Here is a 26,535-nt window from a genome sequence, read left to right as displayed (position 1 = left end):
TATATTTTCTCTCTTAAAACAAATACCTTAAACCTACCTGCATGCTCCAGGTGGTTCCAAAACCACTGGCATTTCTGAAAGGAGTAGTTGGAAGATTAGATGAAACCGTATTGAGGTTAAAATCAGGAGTTGGACTTACTGAACCAGCTCTTGAAAGCAAGTTTTCAGCACCATTTAAATCCTCTTGGATTCCCCAATCACTATTTAACAAATTTCCTAAATTAACAATATCTACACTCAATTGAACGGTGTTTTTCACCTTACCGAATGTTTGAGAAACATCCTGCAATACCCTGATGTCAAAACGATTTAACCAAGGGTTAAGGAAAGCATTTCTTGGCAGGTACCCGCCTCTGTATTTGCTTAAGCCATTTTCCTCTACATAAGCATCAAAGGCAGCCCTTTGCTCTTCAGCAGTATAGACTACATCCTCATCGTCCGTAATGTCAACAAAATTCATGGTAGAAGAACTTTCAGGAAGGTAAATCAGATCCCCTGTAATGCCATCTCCATTCAAGTCATTGCTATAAACATAAGAGTACCTTCCTTGGTGGGCACCATTATAGTACATACCGATAGTAGTTGCCAATGCATTTCCGTATTCAAACCTGTAACTCACACTTCCGACTATTCGATGAGGGATAGCGAAATTTGAGATGTGCAACATTTGGTCGTTTGGACTATTGATAGTGGGACTTGCGCCCCATGCGGAACCAGCATTGGAACCTGCGTTTGCAGTCACATCCTTTGCAGAAGAATAAGTATAGTACAAAGATGCACTCAAGCCTCTGTGATAAGGCACTGACAAGCCAACTGTTCCACTAAAGCTTCTTCCTTTAACATTGGTATTGGAAAGCACGGTTGCGTTATTTCCGCCCATCACACTGTTATAGGCTGTGCTTTGACCAGGAAGAAATATTTCACGGGTATCACCATAATCTCCTTGAGCACTGCTTGCCCCATAGTTCATGGTATTGTTAGACCTGATTCTGTTGGCTCCATATTGGAAGACCGCATTGATGTCCTTGGTATACAAGAAATCAGATGTCAACAACAAAGGTGTATTTGGGATTTGATAATCCAGTCCAAAACTAGACCTCCAAACCATAGGCATCTTAAAATCGGGATCAACCAAGGCAAAAGAACCTGGAGCTCCTTCAGTTGGAGAAGAGATAAACACGTCTTCGGCTCCTTGTGGTACATTCTCTACATAATGGTAACGTTCTGGTTGGAAAGTAATATTATCAATCCAACCTTCCACTTGCTCATAGCTTCCTGGCTCCACGTTATTCTGAATTACCCCAGCATTGGTAGGCATATTGGTCAACCATACAAATGGAATTCTTCCTGAGAACACGCCAGTACCTCCTCTTAAGGTAAGGGAACGGTCTCCAAATACATCGTAGTTAAAACCAAATCGTGGAGATACCATCAATTTTGATTTTGGCCACATTCCTGAATTGTAATTGGTAGGCATCCCAAACTGATTGGTCAATGTAATCTCATTGATAGAAGGATTGGCTGTTAATTCATTAAGGTAAATTGGAAGTTCTGCACGAAGGCCAAAGGTAATGCTAAGGTCATTGTTTACTGAATATTTGTCCTGAGCATAAAGCGAAGCCAAACCAAAATTAACCGTTGAATAAGTGTCCTTTCCTGCGTATGGATAAGTCAATCCAAACATAGTAGGAGCGACTTCATTGGCGGTACCTGTAGAAAGGAAATCTGCTACAGAAGCATAGCGGTAATAGGAGGTCCCCATTCTGGTATAGCTATTGCCAAAATTCTGAAGTTCAAAGGCAGCACCCATTGTGATGTTATGTTTGCCTTCTACATAATTCAGGTTATTGATGATGGAATAGTTATTGTTAACAACGTCATTATTGTAGGTAAACAATTCTGTACCAAAGGATATATAATTCATAGAACCTTTGTCCTTCACCATATTCCCATCCTTATCCGCTATCAATCCTCCCCCGTCCCAGATGTCAACAAATGGAAAAAGTTGATCAGATGGAGAAGTTCTTTTGTCTTGAATTTTTGAATAAGTGGCCAATAACTGATTGGACCAGTTTGTGTTGATATAGCTGTTCAATTCGGCAGTAATGGACCTTACAGAATTTTCAAAACCATAATTCCCATTCTCAAAAGTAATGGCATTCTGGCTTACTCTGGCGCCATTTGGCCATGGTGCTCTTGGCCGAGGACCAGAGGTGGCATTGGCAAGTTGATTGGATGTACCAATTACTTGATTGTACCTTACTGCAAGTTTATTCTTATCGTTGATGTTCCAATCTATTCTTGCTAGCAATTTTGTACTGGCTTGCTCTGCTTCGTTAGCATATCCTTCATACCTACCTGGATCGTATCCCCATTGGTTGATAAGGTGATTTTGAACTGCGTCTAAGTCTGTACGTGTAGGTCTGGCGATATTGTTTTCAGGATCGGCGATTCCATCTTCTGATGGTCTCCAAAGATTAACCCCTGAAGCATTTGCCCCTGTAAGTATTTCTCGTTCAGCATTTACAAAGAAAAATAGTTTGTTTTTGATGATTGGGCCACCCAATCTAAATCCAAAGTTATTGGTTGCTGCGTCTACGGATTCCAATTCATTGTCGCCAATTTGTTTACCCTGAAGGGATTGATTTTTTAGAAAATAATAGGCAGAACCTTCGAAGGTATTTGTACCACTTCTCGTTACAGCATTAATACCTGCTCCTGTAAACCCACTTTGAAGTACATCATAGGGAGCGATATTTACCGTAATTTCTTCAATGGCATCAAGGGAAATCGGTTGAGAACTCCCTCCTGGAAGTGGATCACCACTTAGGCCAAAGCCATTGTTAAAATTGGCACCATCAATTTGAAGGTTATTGTACCTGGCATCTCTTCCTGCAAAAGAATTACCACTTGCCTGTGGGGTCAATCTGGTAAATTCAAGTACACTCCTATTGATTTGCGGGAGGTTTTTTAATTGTTCATTTGAAATATTGGTAGCAGTACCTGTTCTGTTGGAGGTAAAATCTGAACCTCTCTCCCCCTCCACTACAAATTCTGTCAGCTCAGTGTCCCCATCTGATAATGCTGCATTGAGATTATAGGTTTCTCCCAACTTTAATACAATCCCTGTAAAGACCTGAGATTCAAAACCCAAATAATTAATTTCAATTGAATACGGTCCACCAACTCTTAAATTGGGTAGATTGAATCTACCATCAACATTGGTTACAGCGCCATACACCGACCCTGATGGCTCGTGAGTAGCTTTTACAGTAGCACCTATAAGTGCTTCCCCCTCATTGTCCAGAACCGATCCTTGAACGGAACTGGTGGTAACCTGCCCAAAACTGCTTCCAACGGCTAGAAACGTTAGGAGCACAACAAGCATTTTCATTTGTAATAGTTGCCTCATTTTAAAACATTTAATAGGTATAAATAAATAATAGAATCAAAAGATGGGTTGGCTATAACGGGTACAAATATAAACTTTAAACAGCGCTATAATTACAGCTACATATTAAGTTTTCATTTCAAACAGTAAAATTAATTAACAAATCGCTAACATTAGAATTTACAAGGGATTTTTTTGTTTCAAGTGGAGATTTGGTTAGAAAAAAAATAAAAAGTTGTTTTTTTAATAACGACTTAATGAATGTTTCATTAAAGCCATTTTCCTTCTATTTGTTTCGGAAAGGCATTTGAAATAAGTCCTAACTCCCTAATCATAGAAATCTTCTCCCCAATAAAACTGAAAGAACTTTATTGATTTTTTTCATATAAACTCATTAACTTGAACTTTCAACTCGGAATAGGTTAGCTGTTTCACTCTTAATAAAATCTTTTCAAACCCATATACTTCATTGCAGTTTCCACCCCCATCCTTGAAAGCCTATGGATTAATTCCATTCCGCATGACTTACATTTTATTTAAACAATAACTATGTAACTCCTTGATTGGTTCGGATTTAAGCAGAAATAAAAAATACTAAATTTCAAGAAATGCGCAAACAAGAAATCTTATGGCTGTACCTGTTCCTATTTGCCGCGCTGGCAGATATAGCGATGATCGTTAACGCTGAGAGCAGTTACAGGTACTTTACCAAGCCGGTGATAATGATTGCTTTATTGCTTTATTTTTTACAAATCACAAAATTAATTAATGGTAGTTTGTTGAGAATAACCGTTTCGGCCGGGCTATTTTTTTCTTTCTTGGGAGATGTTTTGCTTTTAGATGAAAGCTTGTTTCTATTTGGGTTAGGCGCCTTCTTTATGACCCACATTTGCTATATAGTGGCTTTCAAACTGACTCAAAATCACACTTTAAATCTTTTTAAAGTGAATTTCATAAAAATGTTTGTTTTTAATCTTCCATTATACATAGTAGCTGCGCTAATTTATTTTCTGATTCACTCTCAATTAAACGAGCTAAAAATCCCAGTTATCATATATATAATGGCCATTGTCATGATGGTAACAATGGCCAGAGAAAGATTTGGAAGAACCAATAATTCGAGCTTTTGGCAACTTTTCCTAGGAGCCTTTCTTTTCTTTATTTCAGACAGCTTGTTGGCATTGGATCGTTTTTTTCATCCTATTGTGGACGGTGACCTCTTGATTATGAGTACTTATATCCTAGGCCAACTCCTTATCGTGATGGGGATAAGGAGTCACCTAATACAGGTTAAATAAGTCACCAAGGCAAAACTATTTTTCCTTTTCTTTTTCCTTAATATTTAAAGACAACTCAACCAATTGCTCTTCAGAAATACCACTTGGCGAATTGATCATTACATCCCTTCCCGCATTGTTTTTTGGGAATGCTATATAATCTCTAATAGAATCTGTTCCTCCAAAAATGGCACATAGCCTGTCAAAACCAAAAGCAATACCGCCATGTGGAGGTGCTCCATATTCGAATGCCTCCATAAGAAATCCAAATTGAGATTGTGCGTCTTCATCACTAAATCCAAGGTGTTTGAACATTAACTGTTGGGTTTCCTTGTCATGAATTCTAATGGAACCACCCCCAATTTCTACACCGTTAATTACCAAATCATAGGCATTGGCGCGTACTTTTCCTGGATCTTTGTCTAACAATTCCATGTCCTCCTTTTTAGGAGAAGTAAATGGATGGTGCATGGCATGGTACCTTGAAGTTTCCTCATCCCACTCCAGCAATGGAAAATCCAATACCCATAGAGGCTTGTAGACTGATTTGTCTCTCAATCCCAATTCATCACCCATTTTGAGCCTTAATTCAGACATTTGCTTTCTGGTTTCTTTTTCAGTTCCAGAAAGCAACAATATTAAGTCTCCTGCAGAAGCACCAGCTTTTTCGGCCCATGCTTTTAAGTCTTCCTGACCGTAGAATTTATCAACCGTTGACTTGAAAGTACCATCCGCATTGCATTTTACATAAACCAATCCTTTGGCTCCTATCTGAGGTCTTCTCACCCAATTGGTAAGGGCATCCAACTGTTTCCTTGTATATTCAGCCGCTCCTTTTGCATTGATTCCAAGCACCAGTTCAGCATCATCAAAAATACTGAAACCTTTTCCTTGAACCAAGTCGCTGAGCTCAACAAAGGGCATTCCGAATCGGATATCCGGTTTGTCATTGCCATAAAGGCGCATCGCTTCATCATAAGTCATGCGTTCGATGTTCCCCAATTCCATCCCTTTTACTTCTTTAAAAAGGTGACGGGTAAGTCCTTCAAATACTTCCAAAATATCCTCTTGGTCTACAAATGACATTTCGCAATCTATTTGGGTAAACTCAGGCTGCCTGTCTGCCCTTAAGTCTTCATCCCTAAAGCACTTGACAATTTGAAAATACCTATCAAAACCACTGACCATCAATAGTTGCTTAAAGGTCTGTGGAGATTGAGGCAAGGCATAAAACTCACCTGCATGAACACGACTAGGGACTACAAAATCTCTAGCACCTTCAGGCGTAGACTTGATCAACACAGGCGTTTCAACTTCCATGAACTCATTTTGATCCATGTATTTTCTGGTTTCCTGCATCATTCGATGCCTTAGCTGCAGTTTCTCTCGGACTACATTTCTTCTCAAGTCCAGGTACCGATACTTCATTCTCAGTTCCTCTCCTCCATCAGTTTCGTCTTCGATGATAAAAGGAGGCACTTTGGCTTTGTTCAATATATTCAGTCCATTGACGCGAATTTCAATCGCTCCAGTGGGGATTTTGTCGTTTTTAGAAGTTCGTTCAATCACTGTACCTTCTGCCTGAACGACAAACTCACGTCCTAAGGATGTTGCTGTTTTTAGTAGTTCCGGGGCGACTTCTCCTTCTTCAAAAATCAGTTGGGTAATTCCATATCGGTCCCTTAAGTCTACCCATACTAATCCTCCCTTATTCCTTACCCTCTGCACCCATCCGGAAAGTTTCACTTTTTTATCCAAATCCTCCAGACGGAGTTCTCCACAAGTATGTGTTCTAAGCATTGAATTAGATTTTTATTTGCAAATAATCGCCAAAGATAATGATTCAGACCAGAGATTGCTATTTTTAAGCTCAAGATAAAGCAATACATTTAAGGTTAATGACGTTAAAACGAAGAAATACAATGTAGTTGTTGTTGGAAAAAAACGTATATTCGCATGGTCTGTTAAAATTTCATTGCAATTTATCAAGACGACCAACTTAAATTAGCCAAAAAAACATTACTTACCCTAGATTTTATGAGAAATTATTGGACTATCGGAGGATTATTATTCATTATCTGCATCGTTTTTTGGATTTATAGCGGAAATGATTCTCTAGTCCAAGAAAAGGAAGCTTCAGAAATAGTAGCCACAGAAATTATTCCAGTTGAAGAAAACTTACTATATGGCATCAATGTGGACGATTTGGACATTATAGAAGGAGTTGTTGAACGTAACCAAACCTTGTCCACACTCTTGGCTCCATTTAATGTACCTTACCAGATCATCGATGAAATTGCAAAAAAGTCCAAATCTATTTTCGACGTAAAAAAAATAGCTTTCAATAAAAAATACACTGTCCTGACACCAAAAGATTCTTCTCAGGCCCAATTTTTTATTTATGAACCCAATAGAACTGAGTTTGTAGTCTTTAATCTTGGCCAACCGGCTATTTACAAAGAGAACAAGCCGATGGAAATCAACAATAGGGAAATAGGTGGTACCATCTCTTCCTCCCTCTATGTAAACATGACTGAGCTAGGCCTAACGCCAGACCTAATTGATCAATTTGCTGACCTATACGGTTGGGTAGTAGATTTTCAGAGATTACAGAAAGACGATAAATTCAAGGTCATTTTTAAAGAGCAGGTAGTAGAGGATCAAATTGTTGGCATTGAAGACATAGAAGCGGCATACTTTGAGCATATGGGCCAGGTTTATCACGCCATTCCTTTTGAACAAAATGGAATAATTTCTTATTTTGATGAAAAAGGAAACAGTCTTAAAAAAGCTTTCCTAAGAGATCCTTTGAAATTTTCAAGAATCAGCTCACGTTATAGTTTGAGTAGATTTCATCCAGTACAAAAAAGGTACAAAGCACATTTGGGCACTGACTATGCCGCCCCTAGAGGAACAGAAATTCGTTCTGTAGGAGACGGTACAGTTCTGGAAGCAACCTACAGAGGAGGAAATGGAAATTTTGTCAAAATCAGGCACAATGGTACTTATACCACCCAATACCTTCACATGTCCAAAATAGGGAATGGCATTAAAAAAGGCTCGCGAGTAAAACAAGGTCAAATAATCGGATATGTAGGAAGTACCGGTTTGGCAACAGGCCCTCATCTTTGCTTTAGATTTTGGAAGCATGGCAAGCAAGTGGATTGGTTGAGAGAAGAAATCCCACCAGCAGAGCCTATAATAGAAGCGAATAAACTCGCTTTTGAACAGGTAAAAAAAGAGGTGATCAACAAACTATCAGAAATACAATACACCGAAGTTTTGCCACTTTTGACAAGTAACTAAATCTATAATATTAATTCAGAGTAATAAATACGTCCTTTTTTTCAATTTACCATTGGAATTGTAGTAAATACTTTAATGCTTGACATTTTTAATTTTCTAGAAATAATTTTTGGTATAATAAATGAAACCACGGGTATTTTTAATAAATAATTATTCAATGGATAGGGCTTATTCTCTTTGGGAAAAAGGCCTTAGTGGTAGCCACCATGTTTGGGGTAAGGTAGAGCTAGATCAACGTGGAAAAGTGGATATGACCGTTTTTCCTCATGAAAAACACCCGTTTCTTAATAAGTTAGGCAAAATTTTCGGTATAGGGCATTTAGACCAGCAGATCAGGATCCTGTTCAACCTCCGAAAATTTGACATTTTATATTCCCCCTATTCAAAATCAAACACGAAGCTGTTACTTTTTTTGAAAGCTTTGGGTTTATTTAGAAAACCTATCGTTGTCACTATTCACCAACCATTCTGGAGAGGTAAAAATGAAAATAAAATTTTTAGATCCTATTCAAGGTTCTACATTTTAAATTATACTGCATCAATATTTTTGAGTGAACCTCTTTTGGACAAGACTATTAAATTATTAAAAATTCCAGAAAAGGACTATAAAAATAAATTTAGCCTTGCGCAGTGGGGACCGGATATTGCGTATTACGAGCGCTATTGCCTAAAACGCAAATCATTTGAGGAATGTGATTTCTTTATAAGTGCTGGTCATACAGACCGCGATTTCGAGACACTTATTGAGGCATTTCGCGGCTTGGATTATAAATTGAAAATATTTTGCACCCCAAAATCAATCCCCAAAACGGTGGACATCCCTCCAAATGTAGAAGTAAACTGGGAAGTGACGCTATCCTTCGACCTAATCCCCTATTACCAACGTTCAATTGCAATACTGATTCCTTTGAAATATCCAATGTCAAAGGAGGGATGTCAGGGAATGACCAGTCTGCAAGATGTAGTATCCTTTGGCAAACCATTAATTATGACAAGAAATCCTTGTTTGAATTTAGATGTTGAGAAAGAGGGAATCGGATATTGGGTGGACATGTACGATATTAAAGGCTGGAAAGAAAAGCTTAAAATATTGAAAGAGAATAAGGAGACCTGGCTTAAAATGAGCAATAATTCTCAATCAACTTTTCAGGAAAAATTCAATTCAGACATTTTTGCAGCCCAATTAGAAAATGTGCTGCTGTCGGTATACAAAGACAAAAAGGGGTAAAGGCATTTCCTTGATCCATATCTGTTTTATTTAAATTTTTTATTACAACATATGAAGGCAGTTATTTTAGCAGGAGGTTTTGGAACTCGAATAAGTGAAGAGAGTGCCGTTCGCCCTAAGCCAATGGTGGAAATTGGCCAAAAGCCCATTCTTTGGCATATTATGAAAATCTATTCCCATTATGGAATAAATGAATTTGTTATATGTTGTGGCTACAAGGGGGAAATTATAAAAGAATATTTCTCAAATTATCACCTCCTCAACTCCGATTTTACAATAGACTTGAGCACCAATCAAATTAAGGTGCACCATGCGAAGTCAGAGCCTTGGAAAATAACCCTTGTAGATACGGGCCTGGACACCATGACTGGTGGAAGATTAAAAAGAGTGAAGGAATACATCGGAAACGAAACCTTTTGTATGACTTATGGAGACGGCGTTTCAGACGTAAATATCCGAGATGCCATCTCTTATCATGAGAAAGAGGGTTCCATGGCCACTTTGACAGCAGTAAAACAACCAGGGAGATTTGGCGCATTCATTTTGTCATCCAAAGATGCAAGAATTGAAAATTTCAGAGAAAAGCCGCAAGGAGATGGCAATGAAGGTGCCATGATCAATGGTGGATTTTTTGTACTGGAGCCTGAAGTGCTTGATCTGATAGAAAATGACCAAACAATCTGGGAAAGAGAGCCACTTGAGAAGCTGGCAGCCAATAAGGAATTGGCCGCTTACGTGCACCATGGGTTTTGGCAGGCCATGGATTCCTTAAGAGACAAAAATTATCTCGAAGAATTATGGAACACTAAGAATGCCCCTTGGAAAGTTTGGTAAAATAGACCTTAAAAATTTCAAACATGAAAATACTCATCACAGGTAATATGGGCTATATAGGCCCCATCCTAGTCAATCAGTTGAAAAGGGTTTATCCCGATAGTACTATTATAGGTTTCGACATTGGCTTCTTTGCCCAATGTATTACCAGTAAAGGTGCCTTTCCTGAAGTAAATGTAGATCAACAAGTCTTTGGTGATGTTCGAAATTTCCCAGAAAATTTACTAGAAGGGGTAGATACTGTTATAAATCTCGCAGCTATATCCAATGACCCCATGGGCAAAAAGTTCGAAGAGATTACATTGGACATCAACTACCGATCCTGCATCAATCTGGCTAAAATGGCAAAAGAAGCTGGCGTCAAAAATTTTGTCTTTGCTTCAAGTTGCAGCATGTATGGGGCTGCTGATGACTTCCCTAAAACTGAAGAGGATTCGTTAAACCCACTCACCGCCTATGCCAGGTCCAAGGTGCTTTCAGAAAATGACCTTAGGGGATTGGCAACTGATGATTTCATTGTTACCTGTCTTCGTTTTGCCACTGCCTGTGGCTTTAGCTCCAGGTTAAGATTAGATTTGGTGCTGAATGACTTTGTCGCTGGTGCAATCGCGTCTGGAGAAATTTCTATCTTGAGTGATGGCAGCCCTTGGCGGGCAATGGTTCATGTCAAGGACATGGCTCGGGCAATGGAATGGGCTTCAACTCGGAAGATAACAAATGGAGGATCATTTACGGCTGTGAATATTGGCACAAATGTATGGAACCACCAGGTGAAGACCATGGCACTAGCTGTACAACAATTAATCCCAAACATAAACGTAACGATTAACAAGGATGCTCCAGCAGACAAACGTTCTTATAAGGTGAATTTTGAAAAGTTTGAAAAAATGGCTCCCAATCATCAACCACAATATGATTTGGAAAAAGCCATTAAAGACCTGGAATCAGGATTGAAAAACATTGGTTTCAGCAACCAGGAATTTAGAAATTCCAACCTGATACGCTTAAAAGTGTTAAATGATTTCCAAGAAGAAGGACTTCTAAACGAATCCTTAAACTGGACAAATAAGTCTTTCCAATAGAAATTATTTAAAAATGGCTAAGAACGTTCCCAATCTTAGCCATTTTTATTCTGTATAACCTTCAACTCTTTTTATAGGTTAAAGAAATGCTTGTTTTGTTCTTTCCTTAGCTGATCACTCAATCTACCCGCTGGCACTATGACATCTTCATAGGTCAATACCTGATCTTTAGGTATATCCTTGGTGAGCACACAATCCACCGCCAATCCCAAAGGTAAGAGTTGCTGTTCCAAAGAAGTGGACATGTTTTCGCACAATCCATAGGTCATATAATGGCCTATTCCATCTAATGTTTCTCCTTTTTTAAGGTCTCTCTTGGCAGTTGTGACTACATCTACCATTGGTTTTTCAGGAGCTATAGCAGCATCGTGAAACAATACCGCTCTGGCTACCGTGATTGGCACCTCAAAATGGCATAAATGGTAAGGGTTATAAAAACAATACAATGGACCTTCACCTACCTTATACAAATTGAGGTAATGCTTTTGAATCGGATTGTCCATCGTACCAAGCACAAATACGCCTGGTCCCGGACTTGCTCCAACTATATAATCTACCACTCCATCTCCCTCTAAAAGGTCTTCTAATGGGTATTCCTCCAGGCAATCTTTGATGTGTTTCCCCATCTCTACAGTAGGCCCATGCATCCCTCTTTTGGCCACATGCATTCCTGTAGCATTGGCCGTAATTGCCTGTTCAAATGAGATCTTACTACCATCGGCAAAGGATGTTACCATGGCTGGGTTTTGTTTCCATTTCTTGGCAAAGCCCTCCTGGGTTGTAGGGTTTCTATAAGGATCATGCAGTCCTTTTATATTTCCACAGAGCACAGGTTTCAAGCCTATTTGTTTTACAAATCGGTAAAGATTGAGCGTCACCCCTGGCTGATCGCCATCGGCATTTGTAAAAACCACTCCTTTTTGGTCTGCATATACTTTTAATATGGGACCTACAGTACCATCTGTTTCAGCATTCATCATAATGATATGCTTCCCATTCTCTATACTTTCAAGGGCGATTTTAGCTCCCAAATCCACTGCCCCAGTCACCTCTATCACTGCATCAATCCCTTCGGCTTTACAAATCAGGAAGGGATCAGTAGTAATAGCCCTACCGCCTTCTTTGATTACCTTGTTCAAATCCTGTAGGTTGCCAACTTTTGTAGGCTGTTCATGACCGGCTTTATGGTAAACAGCTATTGCTTTTGAAAGGGTTCTGTTGGCTATTGCAACCAACTCCATGCCTTGGGTATACAATTCCATTTGGATGGCTATCCCTTGAGCCATAAACCCTGCCCCGATCATTCCTACTCTTACGGGCTTACCTTCTGCCTGTCTCTTTTGGAGTGCTTTATCTATTATTATCATGTTATTGATTAAGAATTGAAATAAGGATGCGTATTGTCTTTTTCTGAAATAACCGCTATGTCAATCGGCCATTGGATATTAAATTTGGGGTCATCCCACTTTATTCCTTTCTCTGCACCAGGTGTATAAAATTGAGAAACCATGTATTGAATTGCCGTATTGTCTTCCAAGGTAATAAATCCGTGCGCAAAGCCCCTTGGCACAAAGAGCATCCTATTGTTTTCTTCAGATAGCTCCACACCTGTCCATTTTGAATAGGTAGGAGAATCCTTCCTTATATCAACAATAATGTCAAAAATAGCGCCTGATACACATTTAACAAGCTTGGTTTCTTCATAAGGTGCCACCTGATAGTGCATTCCTCTAAGCGTACCCTTTTTCGGATTAAAAGACATATTGGCTTGGGCTATATTTGCTTCAAGCCCTATCTTTTCAAATTCATTTTTACAAAATGTCCTTGCAAAATAGCCTCTTTCATCTGCTATTTTATTAATATCAATAATATAAGCCCCTTTCAATTCAGTCTCTGTAAAAATCATTCGCTTAATAATTAGGTTTAAGAATTAGTAAAAGAAAAATTAGAATTTATTCAATTTAGGTATTCAAAAATTAATCATCAAATACATTTTTAGTCTTATAATAGATTTAACTTAGGCACTAAATATTGTAATTTTAATTACAAACAATAGGTTTTGATACTTTTCCTATCACAATAATTCGTTAGATTCATTTAAACTATGGAAGCTGATTTATTTAACAAGATATGGACTCTTTCTATTAAAAAAAAGAGTGCATCTACAAGAGTACAACTCATTTCCTTAACGGAACAACTACTCAAATTGTATGATTCTCAAGGAAGATTGGATGAAAATCCCTTAAACCCTTCCCGGAAAAGAAGGCTATCACTGCCTACTAATCACCTTAAATCATTATTGAGTGGAAAGGTTTGTCTGGTTACTGGTGGTCTTGGATGCGTTGGTTCAAAATTGGTCGAGCATTTACTGGATCATTCACCAAGTAAAATTATCATTCTTGATATATTAGCAGAAGAAGAGAGTCCTTATGAACTCCCCAAATCCAGCAAAATAAAAATCATTTCGGCAGACATTCTGGATGAGCAAAAGTTGGAAGAGCTATTTAAAGAGTATGCACCAGAATATATCTTCCATACTGCTGCTCAGCGTGACCCTGGCTACGCAGAAAAAAACATTGTAGAGACCGTTAAAACTAATATCCTGGGGACTTTAAATGTTCTTAATGCCTGCGAAAAATCTCCTTCCGTAAGCCAATGTGTCTTTTCTTCTACAGGAAAGGCAAGCAGGTATTACACTACAGAAATTTATGCTGCTACCAAAAAAATATGTGAAATGCTTCTCTATTCCTTTTCCCGTGAAGGATCAAAAAAATACAGCATGGTGAGGTTTACGCATATAGTAGACAATAGCCTCATGGATGAGCAGTTAAAAGGATTTGCACAAACAGCTGATAGCATCGCTATTCACTCACCAGGGAAATTTGTAACCGCACAGAACGTGGATGAGGCAGCTAGTCTGATGCAAAATGCTTTAATTTATGCAGAGAAAGGAGATGCCAAATTCCTTTTGGTTAAAAACCTAGAATGGCCGGTAGAGAGTTTGGAATTGGCCCTGTATTATATTAAGACTTTCAAGAGAAAAATTCCCATCGTATTTTCCGGCAACCCCAAAGGATATGGAGAGAAATTCTTTAGGGGACAGTTGGATTGGAAAAATCCATTGGAGCTAAACCTGTTGATAAATGTTTATGAAAACAGGAATAGAATACTCAATCAGGAAGATGATATTATTATTTCATCCATCGTTCCTTATTCTATTCCATTGCTTAGAAGTTTGATCTCCGATATTAAAGCCACCACCGGAGAAGACGGCACAAAGGAAGGCCTGATTAACGGGTTAAAAGCAATTTTTAAAGACTCTCTTAACAATGTACCACCTTCGCAAACAATGGAAATTCTAAAATGGGGCTTAGACCCTAAAAACCTTGAAAAAGAAGGCCTAACACCAGCTGATTTCGGCGAAATGGTACCAATTATGATCGCTTCTTTGGTGGGAACTCCCTACGAAAAAAGCTTGCAATACTAGTGAGGACAGCTATTTGAAAACAATATATTTGATGGTATATTTGGAAGAAAAAACTTTAAGAGAAATCCTGACTTTGGTCGAAAAAATTCCCGAAGAGACTTGTGGATTTTTGATGGGTACAACAGATAAAAAGGATAAAATAATTTTAACCTTTAGAGCAGTAAAAAACGTTAGCAAAAAAAATAAAGTGCAAAGGTATGAAATCAGCCCCAAAGATTATCTTTTGGCAGAAAATACTGCAAATGAAAATAATATGACGCTCCTTGGCATCTATCATACCCACATAAATTGGCCTGCTATCCCTTCTGAAACTGATCGATTGACAGCATTTCCCAATTTTTCCTATATCATTATATCGATAATAGAACATGTCTTTTCAGGCATAAAATCTTGGCAGCTAACCGAAAATAACATATTCAAAGAAGAAGAATTAGTACTTAACTAAATTTAAATAATATGGCAACTGTTTTCATACCAACTCCTTTAAGGAAATTTACAGAAAATGTTTCCAAGGTTGAGATTGACGCTCAAACTATAGGTAATCTATTGGACAGTCTTTCCAAGAAATATCCTGAATTAAAAAAATACTTGTATACTCCGGATGGAAAAATCCCTTCTTTCATCAATATATTTATTGATGATGAAGATATCAGGAATTTGGATTTGGAAAATACGCTTATCTCTTCAAGTAACTTGATCAGTATTATCCCTGCCATAGCCGGAGGAATAGACGACATAACTTTTTCCAAGGCTGAACTGGCCAGGTATAACAGGCACATCATTATCCCTGATTTTGGCATAGAAGCACAAAAGAAGCTGAAAAGCGCTAAGGTTTTGGTGGTAGGTTCTGGCGGCTTGGGAAGCCCACTTCTCTTATATCTTGCTGCTGCAGGAGTTGGTACTATAGGTATTGTGGATTTTGATATTGTCGAGGACAGCAACTTACATAGGCAGGTGTTGTTCGGTGTGGAGGAAATAGGACTTCCAAAAGTAGAGGCTGCTAAAAAAAGATTAGAAGGGATCAATCCTTATATAACTATTAATGCATACAACGAAAAATTAACCAGTGAAAATGCTGTAGCGCTCATTTCACAATATGATGTAATAGCAGATGGATCGGACAATTTTCCCACAAGATACCTAGTAAATGATGCCTGTGTCTTGTTAAACAAGACAAATGTTTACGCCTCTATATTCCAATTTGAAGGTCAAGTTTCTGTTTTTAACCACTTAATCGATGGTGTTCGGGGACCCAATTATCGTGATTTATACGAATCTCCTCCACCAGCTGACTTGGTCCCTAACTGTGCAGAAGGGGGCGTATTAGGGGTATTGCCTGGCATCATAGGAAGTTTACAAGCCCTTGAAGTAATCAAGGTAATTACTAGTGTGGGCGAAGTGCTCAGTGGAAAATTATACACATTCGATGCTTTGTCCTTCCACTCCACTACATTCAAGTTGAGGAGAAAAGACAATAATCCATTGAATGGAACAAATCCTACTATCACCTCCTTAGTTGATTATGAAGAATTCTGTAACATTGGCAATTCTGAAAAGTCGGTTAAAGAAATAGATGCGAATGAGTTGAAGGCACTTATGGTAAATGATGCTTCATTTCAGTTGATAGATGTCAGAGAACAGCATGAATTCGACTTGGTTGAAATTGGAGGAGCGTTAATTCCTTTGAAAACAATTTTGGATAATTCAGGTAAGATCAAGCGGGACCGGAAGGTAGTGATCCATTGCAAAATGGGCGGGAGAAGTGCTAAGGCAATCCGTGAACTTGAAACGCACTTTGGTTTTGATAATCTATACAACCTAAAAGGGGGTATAGATGAATATTTAAAACATTACGAGCCAAATAGTAAAGCTTATTAAACCCGAAATATGCAATAGACAATCTATTTCCGTGCTGATCTACCGTGGCGGACAAAATTAGCCACTTCGTTCCAGCTTCCAAATTCACCATAGCGAGGCTATGCTAAAATCTCAAATCAGCCTAATTCCCTAACCATTCCCACACTTCAGGTAAACATGGGACAAGCTTCACGAATCTTATTAAAGAATCTGGGTTAAAGTATCAAAAGGAATTAAGGTTAGTTGTGCATCCAATCGTTTTAATAACAAAGCCCCTTAGCGACACTAAGGGGCTTTGTTATTATTGTGATGTTAGCCGCCGAAAATTGAAAGGACTATTTTTCTTTTTTAGACCAATTTTTATTTAGTTTCGGCAAACTTAGCTCTGTCCTACGATTAATCTGGTGCATTGCTGGAGTGCAGGGCTTTTCACCACAATCATTGATAGGGTTCTTTTTTCCAAAAAACTCATAATCCATTCTTTCTGGAGCTATTCCCCTTTCTTCAAGGTATTTCTTGACTACCAAAGCACGTTTTTCAGATAATTTTTGATTGTAAGCATCACTACCTCTATTGTCGGTATGTCCACTGATTTCCAAACGATGCTGAAGCATTTCTCTCAGTAATAAGGCAACCCTTTCTAAGGACATCATGTCTTCCACATCGAGCGTAGACTTATCAAATCCGAAGTAAATATTAGGTAGTTCTACTGGCAATTGAATATTGCTAATGTCACAAAGATCCAGGTCTTTCATTTCAGGGGGAAGATTATAGGACTTACCTTCCTCTGGAAAAGCTAGCAACAATAGTTCCGTTCTTCTGTTAATCTGATGCTTGTTTTCTGGGCATGGAACACCTTCTCCACAGTCATTGGCTGGCTCTTTTTCTCCAAACCATTCTGCCTCAATCCTAGATCGAGCTATACCGAATTGACCTAAATAATCCCTTACTGCATCTGCTCTCCTTTCACTAAGTGCTTCATTATAGGTTTCACTAGCCCGAGAATCTGTATGGGAACGAACGGAAACATTTAAAAATGAATAGGATTTCAATAGCTCAGCAACTTTATCTAAGGAAACTTCAGCATCTTTTCTTATGGCTGATTCATCAAGGTTGTAAAACACTAAATCTACATAAGCTGTAGTATTATAAGGGATACGAACCATCTGATAGGTTTTTTCCAAGGAAGCTGCTTTCAGCCCTTTGGTACTTAGTGTTTTGTCTTGAATTGAAAAATATCCTTCTTTCTTTATACCGATCTCGAAGTCTGCCTCGGGAGCCACTGATGCCTGTAATTTTCCTTTCCCATCATTCTTAACTGCTATATTAATCCTTTCAGCTCCTTCCATCAGCGTTACTTCCAAAGGACCTGATAATTGTTCTCCATCACAACCCAGGATTAAAGCTTGAAAATCTTTGTAAAGCGTTTTAATTTCAAAAATGTCATCCCATCCTTTGCTTTCAGGTCGGTTAGAGGAGAGAATTGTTTTATTTTCTGAAGTTATAAATAAACCGAAATCATCCTGCGATGAATTGTAAGGAATACCCAGGTTTCTTATGTCTGAAAACCTACCCCCAATAACACTGGACTCAAATAAATCTAGACCACCTAAACCAATATGACCATCCGATGCAAAATACAATTTGCCATCTTTCAGGTAAGGTGCACTTTCATTTCCTTCGGAGTTGATCTTAGGACCAAGATTGACTGGAGCATTAAATTCAAAATCTCCATTATAATCCATATAATACAAGTCAAACCCACCTAATCCACCAGGCATATCGGATGAAAAATACAACCGCTTGTTGGTTTCATCCACAAATGGATTCTTTATCCCGTATTCAAGAGGAGCATTGATGGACAAGCCTTTAAAATCTGACAATTGTCCTTCAGCATTAATCTGGCTATAATAAATTTCTGAATTGACCTCATAACTACCCGACTGCCTAATGTCTCTGGTCACAGTATAAAAAAGGACAGGGCTTTCTTGTAAAGCATAAGGATCCGTTGCATGAAATACATTTGGTACCGGAATAGCAAGCGAGACAATTTCTCCTGATTCATCCATTCGGTAAACGCTTAAAAAGTCTCTACCTGTCCAATCTGATTTCTGATTGTAGTATTTATAACTTTTAACAAATCTCAGCCCTCGTTTTTTCCGGTCGGATTCTCCTCCTCTATCGGATGAAAAATAAATGTTGCCATCATTGTCTTTGGTAAATCCAAAATCAGCACTTGTTGTATTGACGGCATCAAGCCCGATTACCCCAGCATTTGCTTTGGTACCATACCAATATTTTAAAGAATCTAAATTGAGATTCGTTGTTGGAGAGGAAAGTTTTCCATTTTTCGATTCCAAAGCTTCAAATACTTCATCTGTTTTATCTGCCTGGTTGGCAGCTGCTATATACGATAACTGATCCTCATCAGTGGCCTCTGAGAATTCCACAGCTTTTTTCCACCAATCATAACTTTTTTGATAATCCCTCAATAAAGTAAAACCTTCGGCCGCGCCTTTCGCCGCCCTATAGGTCGCTTTCTTATTGTATGCTTCAGCATAACCATTGGCAGCTTCAAAATAATTTGTTTCCTCAGCTTTTTGCTGGGCATACCTTAACAGTCCGTTTTGAGCCTGCACTTGACAGACCATGGCACTGAATAAAATTACAGGCAAGAAATAAATAAAAATCTTTTTCATATTTAGAACCATCTTGGGTTTTTCATATTCACTTTTCTTGGAGAGATATAGTAACCTAAAGACATCTCATGACTATTGTTTCTCAGTCCACTAAGGGCATTGGTTTGCACATCATAGGCATATCCCAACCTGAGTTTTTCTGTAGCAAATAATTCAAGTATTAAGGCAACAGCATTTTTTGAAGAAAGACCTGTGGGCAAATCTGTTGCACCTACTTTTAGGTTAGTACGGTAAGAAGCGCCTGCCCAAACCCTATCCATAAATAAAAACATACCGTTGAGGTCCAGGTTAGTTGGGCCGTTTCCTCCATTTCTCATGAGAAAAGATGGCTTGAACTGTACTTCATCAGAAATAGGAAACAAAGCACCTGCTGTTAGGTAATAGTGCACATCGTGATAAGCCAAGGCAACCGCTTTTTCTTCCAGGTTATTTTTACCTATTAAATTGTAAGCACTGAACCCAGCATAAAATTTGGGCGTATGAAAAAAGATACCCGTGTTTAAGTTAGGGGTATAAACATTGATTCTTCCTTCTGGTAATTCACCATCTCCAAAGTCATTTGGGTCAAACATGGTACCATCTATGGCATACTCAGAAACCCCTCCACTGACTCCTATTCCCAAAAAGGATGAATTTCCAGTTTGGATTCTATAAGCGTAGGTCACCAATGCAGTATTGGTTTTGGTAGGACCTACTTCATCGGTCATAATCGATGCGCCAAAACCCATCAAACCTTCATTTGCACTTAGGTCAGCTGTTACTGTAAAAGTGGTAGGCGCGCTAGGCAAGCCTCCCCACTGGCTCCTATAGGTTGACTGAACGTAATGCTCCCCTTTGTACCCTGCATAGGCAGGATTGACATGTAAGCCATTAAACATGTATTGGCTAAACTGGGGCAACTGCTGGGCCTCAGACCAATTGGCCCCAGCAGGAAATAATATCACCAAAAATCCAAAAACTCTAAAAATATTCTTCATCGAACTTATTATTTTAATGCTGCTACTGTACACAAAATCACTATTTGATGACTTGAACCCAACCTTTATAGGTCTGCTCATCACCACTATTGTCCGTGATCACTAAGACATAAAAGTAAGCTCCCGCATTCAGTCCAGGTGCTGACCAATCGTTTTTGTAATCCTCGGATTCAAAAACATGGTCACCATTCCGATTGAGAATAGTCAAAGAACTTTTCGCAAAATCTTCGATTCCTTTTATTTCAAAAGTATCGTTCTTACCATCCAGGTTTCCAGGGGTAATTACGTTTGGAACAAAAAACCTAATGATTTGATTGGTATCACTATCCTCCTGATTGGCTGAGTTGTTGTCTTGATCATCTGTCACTGTTACATTCACCGTATTGGTAACTGTTCCTAATCCGCTAGCCTGCACTTTAATGACGTAAACGATTTCCTGACTCGCTGATATCGTAGGAATTGTCCAGCTTAAAGTATTGCCTGAAAGTGTGGCCCCTGGATCTGTACCTGTGAAGCCAATAAACACTACGTTACTTGGTAATTGATCACTTACCTGAACATTCTCGGCTACATTCGCGCCATCGTTTGAAACTCGGATTTCATATTCAAATTCGTTCCCTTCATATATGGCTTTGCCAAAAGAGGTCTTAGAAACACTAATATCGACAGATTTGGCTATTACAGTCACAGGAGATGCAGTCACCAGGTCTGTGAATTCGCCAATAGTAATATTGGCCGTATTAATTTTCTCACCACGTTCAACACCCATTGCTTCTAGTTGTAGGCTTGTAGATTGTCCCGCACCTAGTACAGCAATCACCCAGCTACCCTCTGAACTTTGAGCTGGAGTAGTCCCCATATTTAATAAACCTGAAGGAAGTGGATCTGAAACCAATACATCCACCAGGTCAAATTCCGAGTTATTGGTTAATGAAATGGTGTAGGTCACTATCTCTCCAATCTGAATCTCTGAAACATTGGAAGTTTTACTTAATTCCAAAAGAATTGGTCTTACGAGAATACTTACCTTCGCCTGATCGCAAAACAGTCTATCAGTGTTTTCACAGATTTCATACATAAATGTATCTGCTCCTGAAAAGTTCGTATTAGGGGTATAGGTAACTAAACCTCCGTCACCAACAGTTACTGTCCCGTTCTCGGGATTTTCTGTAATCAATAAGGTCTCTTCGAGTATTGCCCCCACATTGGTGAAATCATTGTCCAATATAGAAATGTCTTTGGCTACATTTTGATCGGTAACCACTTCATCATCTTTTGCTTCCAATTGGACATCTTGTAAGGTGAACTTTATCTCTCCCTGATCTTTATTGGTAGGATTAATGGTTTCTACGAGATCGTAGGTCAATACATAATCACCTGCTGGCAAACCTGTAGGCAACTCAAGCACACCATCTTCAGTAAGTGTAGCTCCAGTAAGTCCATCATTGTCTGTCAATATAGCGTCCACCCGATCCGTCGTTACAGGTTCATTATTTAATAAGTCATTGTCCAGTACATTACCAAGCTCTCCAGCCCTATTCAAATTGATTGGTCCAAAGTCATCATTAACTGCATTCAAAACTGTTGATTCGACGGTAATTGTTACAGTAGCCTGATCACATTTCCCAGGATCCTCCTTGTCACAAATTTGATAAACCAATTCATAATTACCTGAAGGAATCCCTTCCTGAATGTCAATCAAACCATCGGTGGTCAATACCACCTTTCCTCCCGAGCTATTACTAACAGTGGTCAGGTTAACATTCTCAATTAGCGCTGGAAGGCCATTTAGCAAGTCATTGTCCAATACATTTAACACACTGTCTTTTCCAAAACTATCTTCAAGATCGATAATTTCATCAAGAGCAATAGGAATGTATTCTATGACTTCTATGGTAACTTCTGCCTGGTCTGAGTCTCCTCCACCTGTAGAGATTTGGTACACTAGCTTGTATTCACCTGGAGGCGTATTAGGTGCGACATCTACTGTCCCATCAAGGTTTAATTTTACATTGCCAATAGGAAAAGAGGTGATGGTTTCTAAAGTCACATCAATGGGATTCAAAGGGAAACCGTTTAATTCATCATTGTCAAAAACGTTGATAACTCCTTCTGCACCTAGTTCGCTATTTACCCTGTCTACCCTATCAGGAGTAGCAGAAATGGCATTAACGAAGAATACCAATTTACCATCTGGTTCGTTTACTGCAATTATTCTAATACCAAATATTGGTTCGCTGGATTCAAAAATAGCTGGAGAGAAAAGCACCATGTATTGCGTTTGGGTAGGTGCATTGGTCACATGATTAATGCCTGTATTCCATTGGTATCCTCTTACCTGAATCACCTTGGCGCCTACTATCGGCTTACCTTGTCTGTCAAGGGCAATAAAATCTGTAGCCGAATTTCCATTCCTTTCGGTATAAAGTAAATAACCTGACGTAACCACCTGGTCCTTGTATTCCAAATCTACAAAAGCCTCTCCCTGGGGTATAGATGGTTGCCCGTTAATGTCCCAATAGGACCTAATATCAGGCGTTGATACGACCATTTCCAGACCACTCAAAAAATCAGAATCTCTGTGGTTTGTTATGGTATTGTCGGAGTGTACTATTTGAATGGCATCAGTCCTTAGGTCTGCTGACCCAATGACCGGGTTTGGATTCTCTACAGTCGGATTTCTTGTCGTCGCATAAATCACCTTTTCCGAACCAATCTTGATAGCACTAATTACCACAGGAACATCTACTGGGCTAGGGTTTTCGTTTCCATCAGGAGATGTCTGAATTAATTCATTGCCCTCAATATTGTACCGGACTTCCTCTATGGGAATATTATTCTCGGTGCCCGTGACAGTTACAGTTTGAGCTGAAACGTGTCCAAAAATAACCAAGACGAATAGTAAAACAAATGGAATAAACTTAATGGGTTTCTTTAAAAAAAAATCAAGCCCAAGCTGTACCAAGAAAATTAATCTTTTCATATAAAATTAAACTTAAAAACTAGTCACAACAACGCTATAAAAAACAATAGAATAAAATAGTCCTCAAAAATAGAACTTTTATTTATAACTGACAAGCGCTTAAAAAGCACTTATTTACTATATTATTGGTTTTTTTACTCTATTCAAATTCTAAAAAACCAGGTAACTCAATAAAGAGCTACCTGGCATTTACTAACATAAACCAACCAACATTATAAAATATTATTAAGAAAATTTATTTAGCATTTAACAATGCTTTTCCTGAGCGATAACCATTGTTATCTTTGTACCAATCTGGATAATCTTTGCCTCCAGTTGCAGCCCACTTATAAAACATATTGTATCCTTTGGTGATGCTTTCTTTGTTAATCAGGTATGGAATACTTTCAGTGACATTTAATGCCCAAGGCAGTCCACTCTCTTTTCCTCTGTAGAATGCATCTTCATCACCTGTTGAATTGTCTTCTTTTGTTCCAAATAGAGATTTGTCTACATGCGCTGTTGGCATTTTTCCTGGTAGGTGAACTTCGATGCCACGCTTTTGATTGACAATTAAGAATGGGTTGAAGTTTTCCATAGTTAGGTCACTAAGCTTTATCCCCTCTTCACTAGTCCTGGTTGTAACTATCGCAGGTCTTATATACATAGTAATACGCAACTTTTCTCCAGACTGAAGTGGGAATTTAGGATCGGTATTTATACCTACAGCTCCACCTCCCGGATGTGTAAGCACATTATTCACTTTGTCGAATGCTATAATGGTAGCGTGTTCATTGCCTTCTTCAAGCCCATTGCTCATAAATTCATGAATAGAATTGGAACTGATTTTTAAACCCTCAACCTTATCTATCCTAGAAGGAGAAATTCCTGTAAACTCAATTCCAAAACCATTGGAATATCCAGCCCCTGCAGCCCTTGGTAAAATATCGATCAGTACTTCTACAACGTCTCCTCCTGCATCGGTTACTCTATTGATCTCGTAATCCAATACCAGGTCATTGAAATCATAATCTCCTTTAGCTGGCCATAAATCCTCAAACATCAATGTGGCAGGCCCTTGAGTCAAGTAATTATTATACGCTTTGTATTTATCATCTGGGTAATCATCTTCATCATCAACTACACCGTCACCGTCTGAATCTTTTTTCTCTCCCTTTGGAAAGCAATTAGAAGAAGGGTCTGAATAATAAGCTCCAGGAATCTCAATATTATCCACTCCCAATAGAACATCATCCCCATAAACCACAAATACCAAATGAATTTTTCCTAACTCCCCTTCCATATCTTTGGAGATGTTAAAATCGGCTTTTTTAGTTTTATCCTTATTCTTACTCCCATGGTTTACATTATGATAACCTAGGTATTCATAATCTGAGCTTTCACCATTTTTCTTGTTCTCAGCGTCAAAAGGTATAAAGAAGGCATAAATTTTTGCTTCATCGACACCTGAATATGGCGTCACATCCATGTCAACTTTACCATGTTCAAATTTTATCCACGGAGATTTTATATCAGACCGATATCCCTCTTTACTTCCTTTGGTTAAAAAGCTGTACTTTCCTTCAGTAACATAATCTGACTTATCAGTCAATGAAAAATTATAAAAATCCCAACAGGCAGAATAGTAATCATTTATATTACCGATTTCACCATCATTCACTAAGTATTCTGACTTTCCAAAAGACTGAAAACTAAGCAATACCAATAAATAACAAAATAATATTTTTCTCATTACCTTAATAGTTTAAAAATTTGAGTGATTTATTCAGCGCTTAGTTCAGCGAATTCTACATTTAGTGCATCCGCTTCTCTTTCGGTTTCAAAAGTAAAAGAGGCTACTTGATTTGTAACTTCAGCTGACTTCTCAGTAGCACCATACTTCATAACTATTGCATCGATTCCGGCAGGCAGGTCAAAGGCCATTTCAAAATCCTCATGCATTTTATGGGAGCCTCCAAAAAATTCATCCCCATCACCTGTCAATAAAGTAAGCTTTTGATCCACACCTACATCCATGGTCAACCCTTTGATACTTACTGTAATTTCCTTTGTCGTTTTCCAATCGAAAAATTCTGACACGACCAGATCATCAATGGATTCTACATCATCGGTGATCAACTTCGTATTGTCTTCCAATTCCTCTTTTATACAGGAGGAGAACAATACCATCGTGGGGAAAATTAATGTCAAGATTCGTAATCTAATTTTTTTGCTGTTTTTCATCGTTTATGCTGTTTGCTGTAATCCAAAAAAATAGTGTGATTTTTAATCACTTAAATAATAATGATTCAAAGGTCCTCCTTTTTAAGTGCACTTAGGGAATTATTCGATCAACGAGGGAAAAATGTCGGCGAAAGCTCCTTTTAAGAGGGTTGAATATTTATTATCTGTTGGTTTTCAGACATAAATGTAAAGAACTTATAAAGGGTAAAAAAGTATTTATATGCAAAAACAACCGATGAAATGACACAAAATTCTTTTCATTATATAAAAACCAAATATTGTAGTAGGAAAAATATAGTATACGTTATTTTGCTTTATAACCCTTCTTTTATGTCGATTGGTGAAAAAATTCCTGGAAAACACCTGTTTTAGGTTTTCAGAGGCAGATAAATTATTGCCCTAAATACATAATAACTCGTTTTAAACCAGTCTATTAAGTAGAAGTTAAGTTCTTCGGAATTTTAATCCAAACCTTATTTTTGATTTTCGAAACAGAGGGCTTTCTTAAGTGGGAATCGGTGTAGAAGTTACATCCTGAAGTTGCTTACTTCCATTACCCATTAAAAAATTCAGACAGCCATTTCAATTACCCAATCATAAGAAAATGGTGTTATTTTGATTGTATTTCTCATAAAAAAAAATTAAGCTAATTGCTGCATTTCACAGCAATTAGCCTAAAATCATTAAAATATATAACGGACAGAAAGCGCGAAATCGTCACCCCAGAATCCACCACCATTGATAAGGTTAATTGCTGGTTTAAAGTCCAATGAAAAATTGATAGGCAGGTCCTCTAAAACATAGTCCAAACCTATAATTCCATCAATCCCGATAACAGTTGACCCTTTGTAATCGTTATTTGCCCAATAGGGATTTCCCAAACCACTGTTAAAGCTTCCTATGTGTGCACCACCACCATAAAACCATCCCAAACCACTTACATCCTCAATGTCTCTGTGGATCTCATAAAGGCCAGTAATCAACAAACCTCTCCATCGAGTATGTACTATACCCTCAAGGGCTACATCTTCTTTGATAAAATGTCTTACACTTAACCCACTACTTGAACCAAGACGCAAACCAACTGCTGTATTGTAATCTTGGGCTTTACTTTCATTCGAAATCGAAATAATCAGGATCATTGCCATTGCGGCAAACATTACTTTTTTCATCATTGTAATAGTTGTTTAA

18 protein-coding genes are annotated in these 26,535 nt (G+C 38.3%); 8 read left to right on the top strand and 10 right to left on the bottom strand.

Features of this window, described 5'->3' with window-relative positions; translation table 11 throughout:
- Positions 1-13: 13 nt before the first annotated feature.
- A complete protein-coding gene (locus AAC073_RS18905) occupies positions 14-3,412 on the bottom strand; it encodes a carboxypeptidase-like regulatory domain-containing protein (protein WP_339925371.1) in 3,399 nt (1,132 codons plus the stop codon).
- Between the two features lie 587 nt (positions 3,413-3,999).
- Between AAC073_RS18905 and AAC073_RS18900 the strand changes: the two genes are divergently transcribed.
- A complete protein-coding gene (locus tag AAC073_RS18900) occupies positions 4,000-4,689 on the top strand; it encodes a lysoplasmalogenase (RefSeq protein ID WP_339925370.1) in 690 nt (229 codons plus the stop codon).
- Positions 4,690-4,704: 15 nt separating this feature from the next.
- Here the strand turns inward: AAC073_RS18900 and aspS are convergent, their stop codons facing one another.
- Positions 4,705-6,468, bottom strand: a complete 1,764-nt coding sequence (gene aspS / locus AAC073_RS18895; protein ID WP_339925369.1) for an aspartate--tRNA ligase — start codon at positions 6,466-6,468, stop codon at positions 4,705-4,707.
- Positions 6,469-6,705: 237 nt separating this feature from the next.
- Between aspS and AAC073_RS18890 the strand changes: the two genes are divergently transcribed.
- The 4 genes from AAC073_RS18890 to AAC073_RS18875 all read left to right on the top strand — a co-directional run bounded on the left by AAC073_RS18890 (position 6,706) and on the right by AAC073_RS18875 (position 11,118).
- Positions 6,706-7,974: a peptidoglycan DD-metalloendopeptidase family protein gene (locus tag AAC073_RS18890; protein ID WP_339925368.1), complete on the top strand. Its 1,269-nt coding sequence runs from the start codon at positions 6,706-6,708 to the stop codon at positions 7,972-7,974.
- 157 nt (positions 7,975-8,131) lie between these two features.
- Positions 8,132-9,202, top strand: coding sequence for a glycosyltransferase (locus tag AAC073_RS18885; protein WP_339925367.1), 1,071 nt, complete (start codon positions 8,132-8,134; stop codon positions 9,200-9,202).
- A 51-nt stretch (positions 9,203-9,253) separates the two neighbouring features.
- Entirely contained in the window at positions 9,254-10,036 is a 783-nt protein-coding gene (gene rfbF, locus AAC073_RS18880; RefSeq protein ID WP_339925366.1) for a glucose-1-phosphate cytidylyltransferase, read from the top strand.
- A gap of 23 nt (positions 10,037-10,059) precedes the next feature.
- Entirely contained in the window at positions 10,060-11,118 is a 1,059-nt protein-coding gene (locus tag AAC073_RS18875) for an SDR family oxidoreductase (protein ID WP_339925365.1), read from the top strand.
- Positions 11,119-11,189: 71 nt separating this feature from the next.
- On the opposite strand, the gene AAC073_RS18870 is transcribed toward AAC073_RS18875, so the two are convergent.
- A complete protein-coding gene (locus AAC073_RS18870) occupies positions 11,190-12,485 on the bottom strand; it encodes an NAD(P)-dependent oxidoreductase (RefSeq protein WP_339925364.1) in 1,296 nt (431 codons plus the stop codon).
- 8 nt (positions 12,486-12,493) lie between these two features.
- Positions 12,494-13,024: a dTDP-4-dehydrorhamnose 3,5-epimerase gene (gene rfbC, locus AAC073_RS18865; protein ID WP_339925363.1), complete on the bottom strand. Its 531-nt coding sequence runs from the start codon at positions 13,022-13,024 to the stop codon at positions 12,494-12,496.
- 198 nt (positions 13,025-13,222) lie between these two features.
- Between rfbC and AAC073_RS18860 the strand changes: the two genes are divergently transcribed.
- The 3 genes from AAC073_RS18860 to moeB are packed head-to-tail and all read left to right on the top strand — an operon-like array spanning position 13,223 to position 16,483.
- Positions 13,223-14,605, top strand: coding sequence for a polysaccharide biosynthesis protein (locus AAC073_RS18860; RefSeq protein WP_339925362.1), 1,383 nt, complete (start codon positions 13,223-13,225; stop codon positions 14,603-14,605).
- A gap of 40 nt (positions 14,606-14,645) precedes the next feature.
- The gene (locus AAC073_RS18855; protein ID WP_339925361.1) at positions 14,646-15,050 is read left to right on the top strand and encodes a M67 family metallopeptidase; all 405 of its coding nucleotides are present in this window, start codon (positions 14,646-14,648) and stop codon (positions 15,048-15,050) included.
- An 11-nt stretch (positions 15,051-15,061) separates the two neighbouring features.
- Positions 15,062-16,483: a molybdopterin-synthase adenylyltransferase MoeB gene (moeB, locus tag AAC073_RS18850; protein ID WP_339925360.1), complete on the top strand. Its 1,422-nt coding sequence runs from the start codon at positions 15,062-15,064 to the stop codon at positions 16,481-16,483.
- 314 nt (positions 16,484-16,797) lie between these two features.
- Here the strand turns inward: moeB and AAC073_RS18845 are convergent, their stop codons facing one another.
- The 6 genes from AAC073_RS18845 to AAC073_RS18820 all read right to left on the bottom strand — a co-directional run bounded on the left by AAC073_RS18845 (position 16,798) and on the right by AAC073_RS18820 (position 26,519).
- Positions 16,798-19,161, bottom strand: coding sequence for an OmpA family protein (locus AAC073_RS18845; RefSeq protein ID WP_339925359.1), 2,364 nt, complete (start codon positions 19,159-19,161; stop codon positions 16,798-16,800).
- A gap of 2 nt (positions 19,162-19,163) precedes the next feature.
- Complete coding sequence (locus tag AAC073_RS18840) at positions 19,164-20,138, bottom strand: type IX secretion system membrane protein PorP/SprF (protein ID WP_339925358.1); 975 nt, start codon at positions 20,136-20,138, stop codon at positions 19,164-19,166.
- Positions 20,139-20,178: 40 nt separating this feature from the next.
- Positions 20,179-23,121 carry a gliding motility-associated C-terminal domain-containing protein gene (locus tag AAC073_RS18835; RefSeq protein WP_339925357.1) on the bottom strand — a complete coding sequence of 981 codons (2,943 nt, stop codon included), beginning with the start codon at positions 23,119-23,121 and terminating at the stop codon, positions 20,179-20,181.
- 235 nt (positions 23,122-23,356) lie between these two features.
- Positions 23,357-24,853 (bottom strand): LruC domain-containing protein, encoded by a 1,497-nt coding sequence (locus AAC073_RS18830; protein WP_339925356.1) that lies wholly within the window; start codon positions 24,851-24,853, stop codon positions 23,357-23,359.
- 29 nt (positions 24,854-24,882) lie between these two features.
- Positions 24,883-25,344: a hypothetical protein gene (locus AAC073_RS18825; protein WP_339925355.1), complete on the bottom strand. Its 462-nt coding sequence runs from the start codon at positions 25,342-25,344 to the stop codon at positions 24,883-24,885.
- Between the two features lie 683 nt (positions 25,345-26,027).
- Positions 26,028-26,519 (bottom strand): hypothetical protein, encoded by a 492-nt coding sequence (locus AAC073_RS18820; RefSeq protein ID WP_339925354.1) that lies wholly within the window; start codon positions 26,517-26,519, stop codon positions 26,028-26,030.
- Positions 26,520-26,535: the final 16 nt, after the last annotated feature.

Origin of the sequence: uncultured Cyclobacterium sp. (assembly GCF_963977555.1) — a bacterium.
In the GTDB taxonomy this organism is placed as follows: domain Bacteria; phylum Bacteroidota; class Bacteroidia; order Cytophagales; family Cyclobacteriaceae; genus Cyclobacterium.
This window is presented reverse-complemented; position numbering and strand designations above follow the sequence as displayed.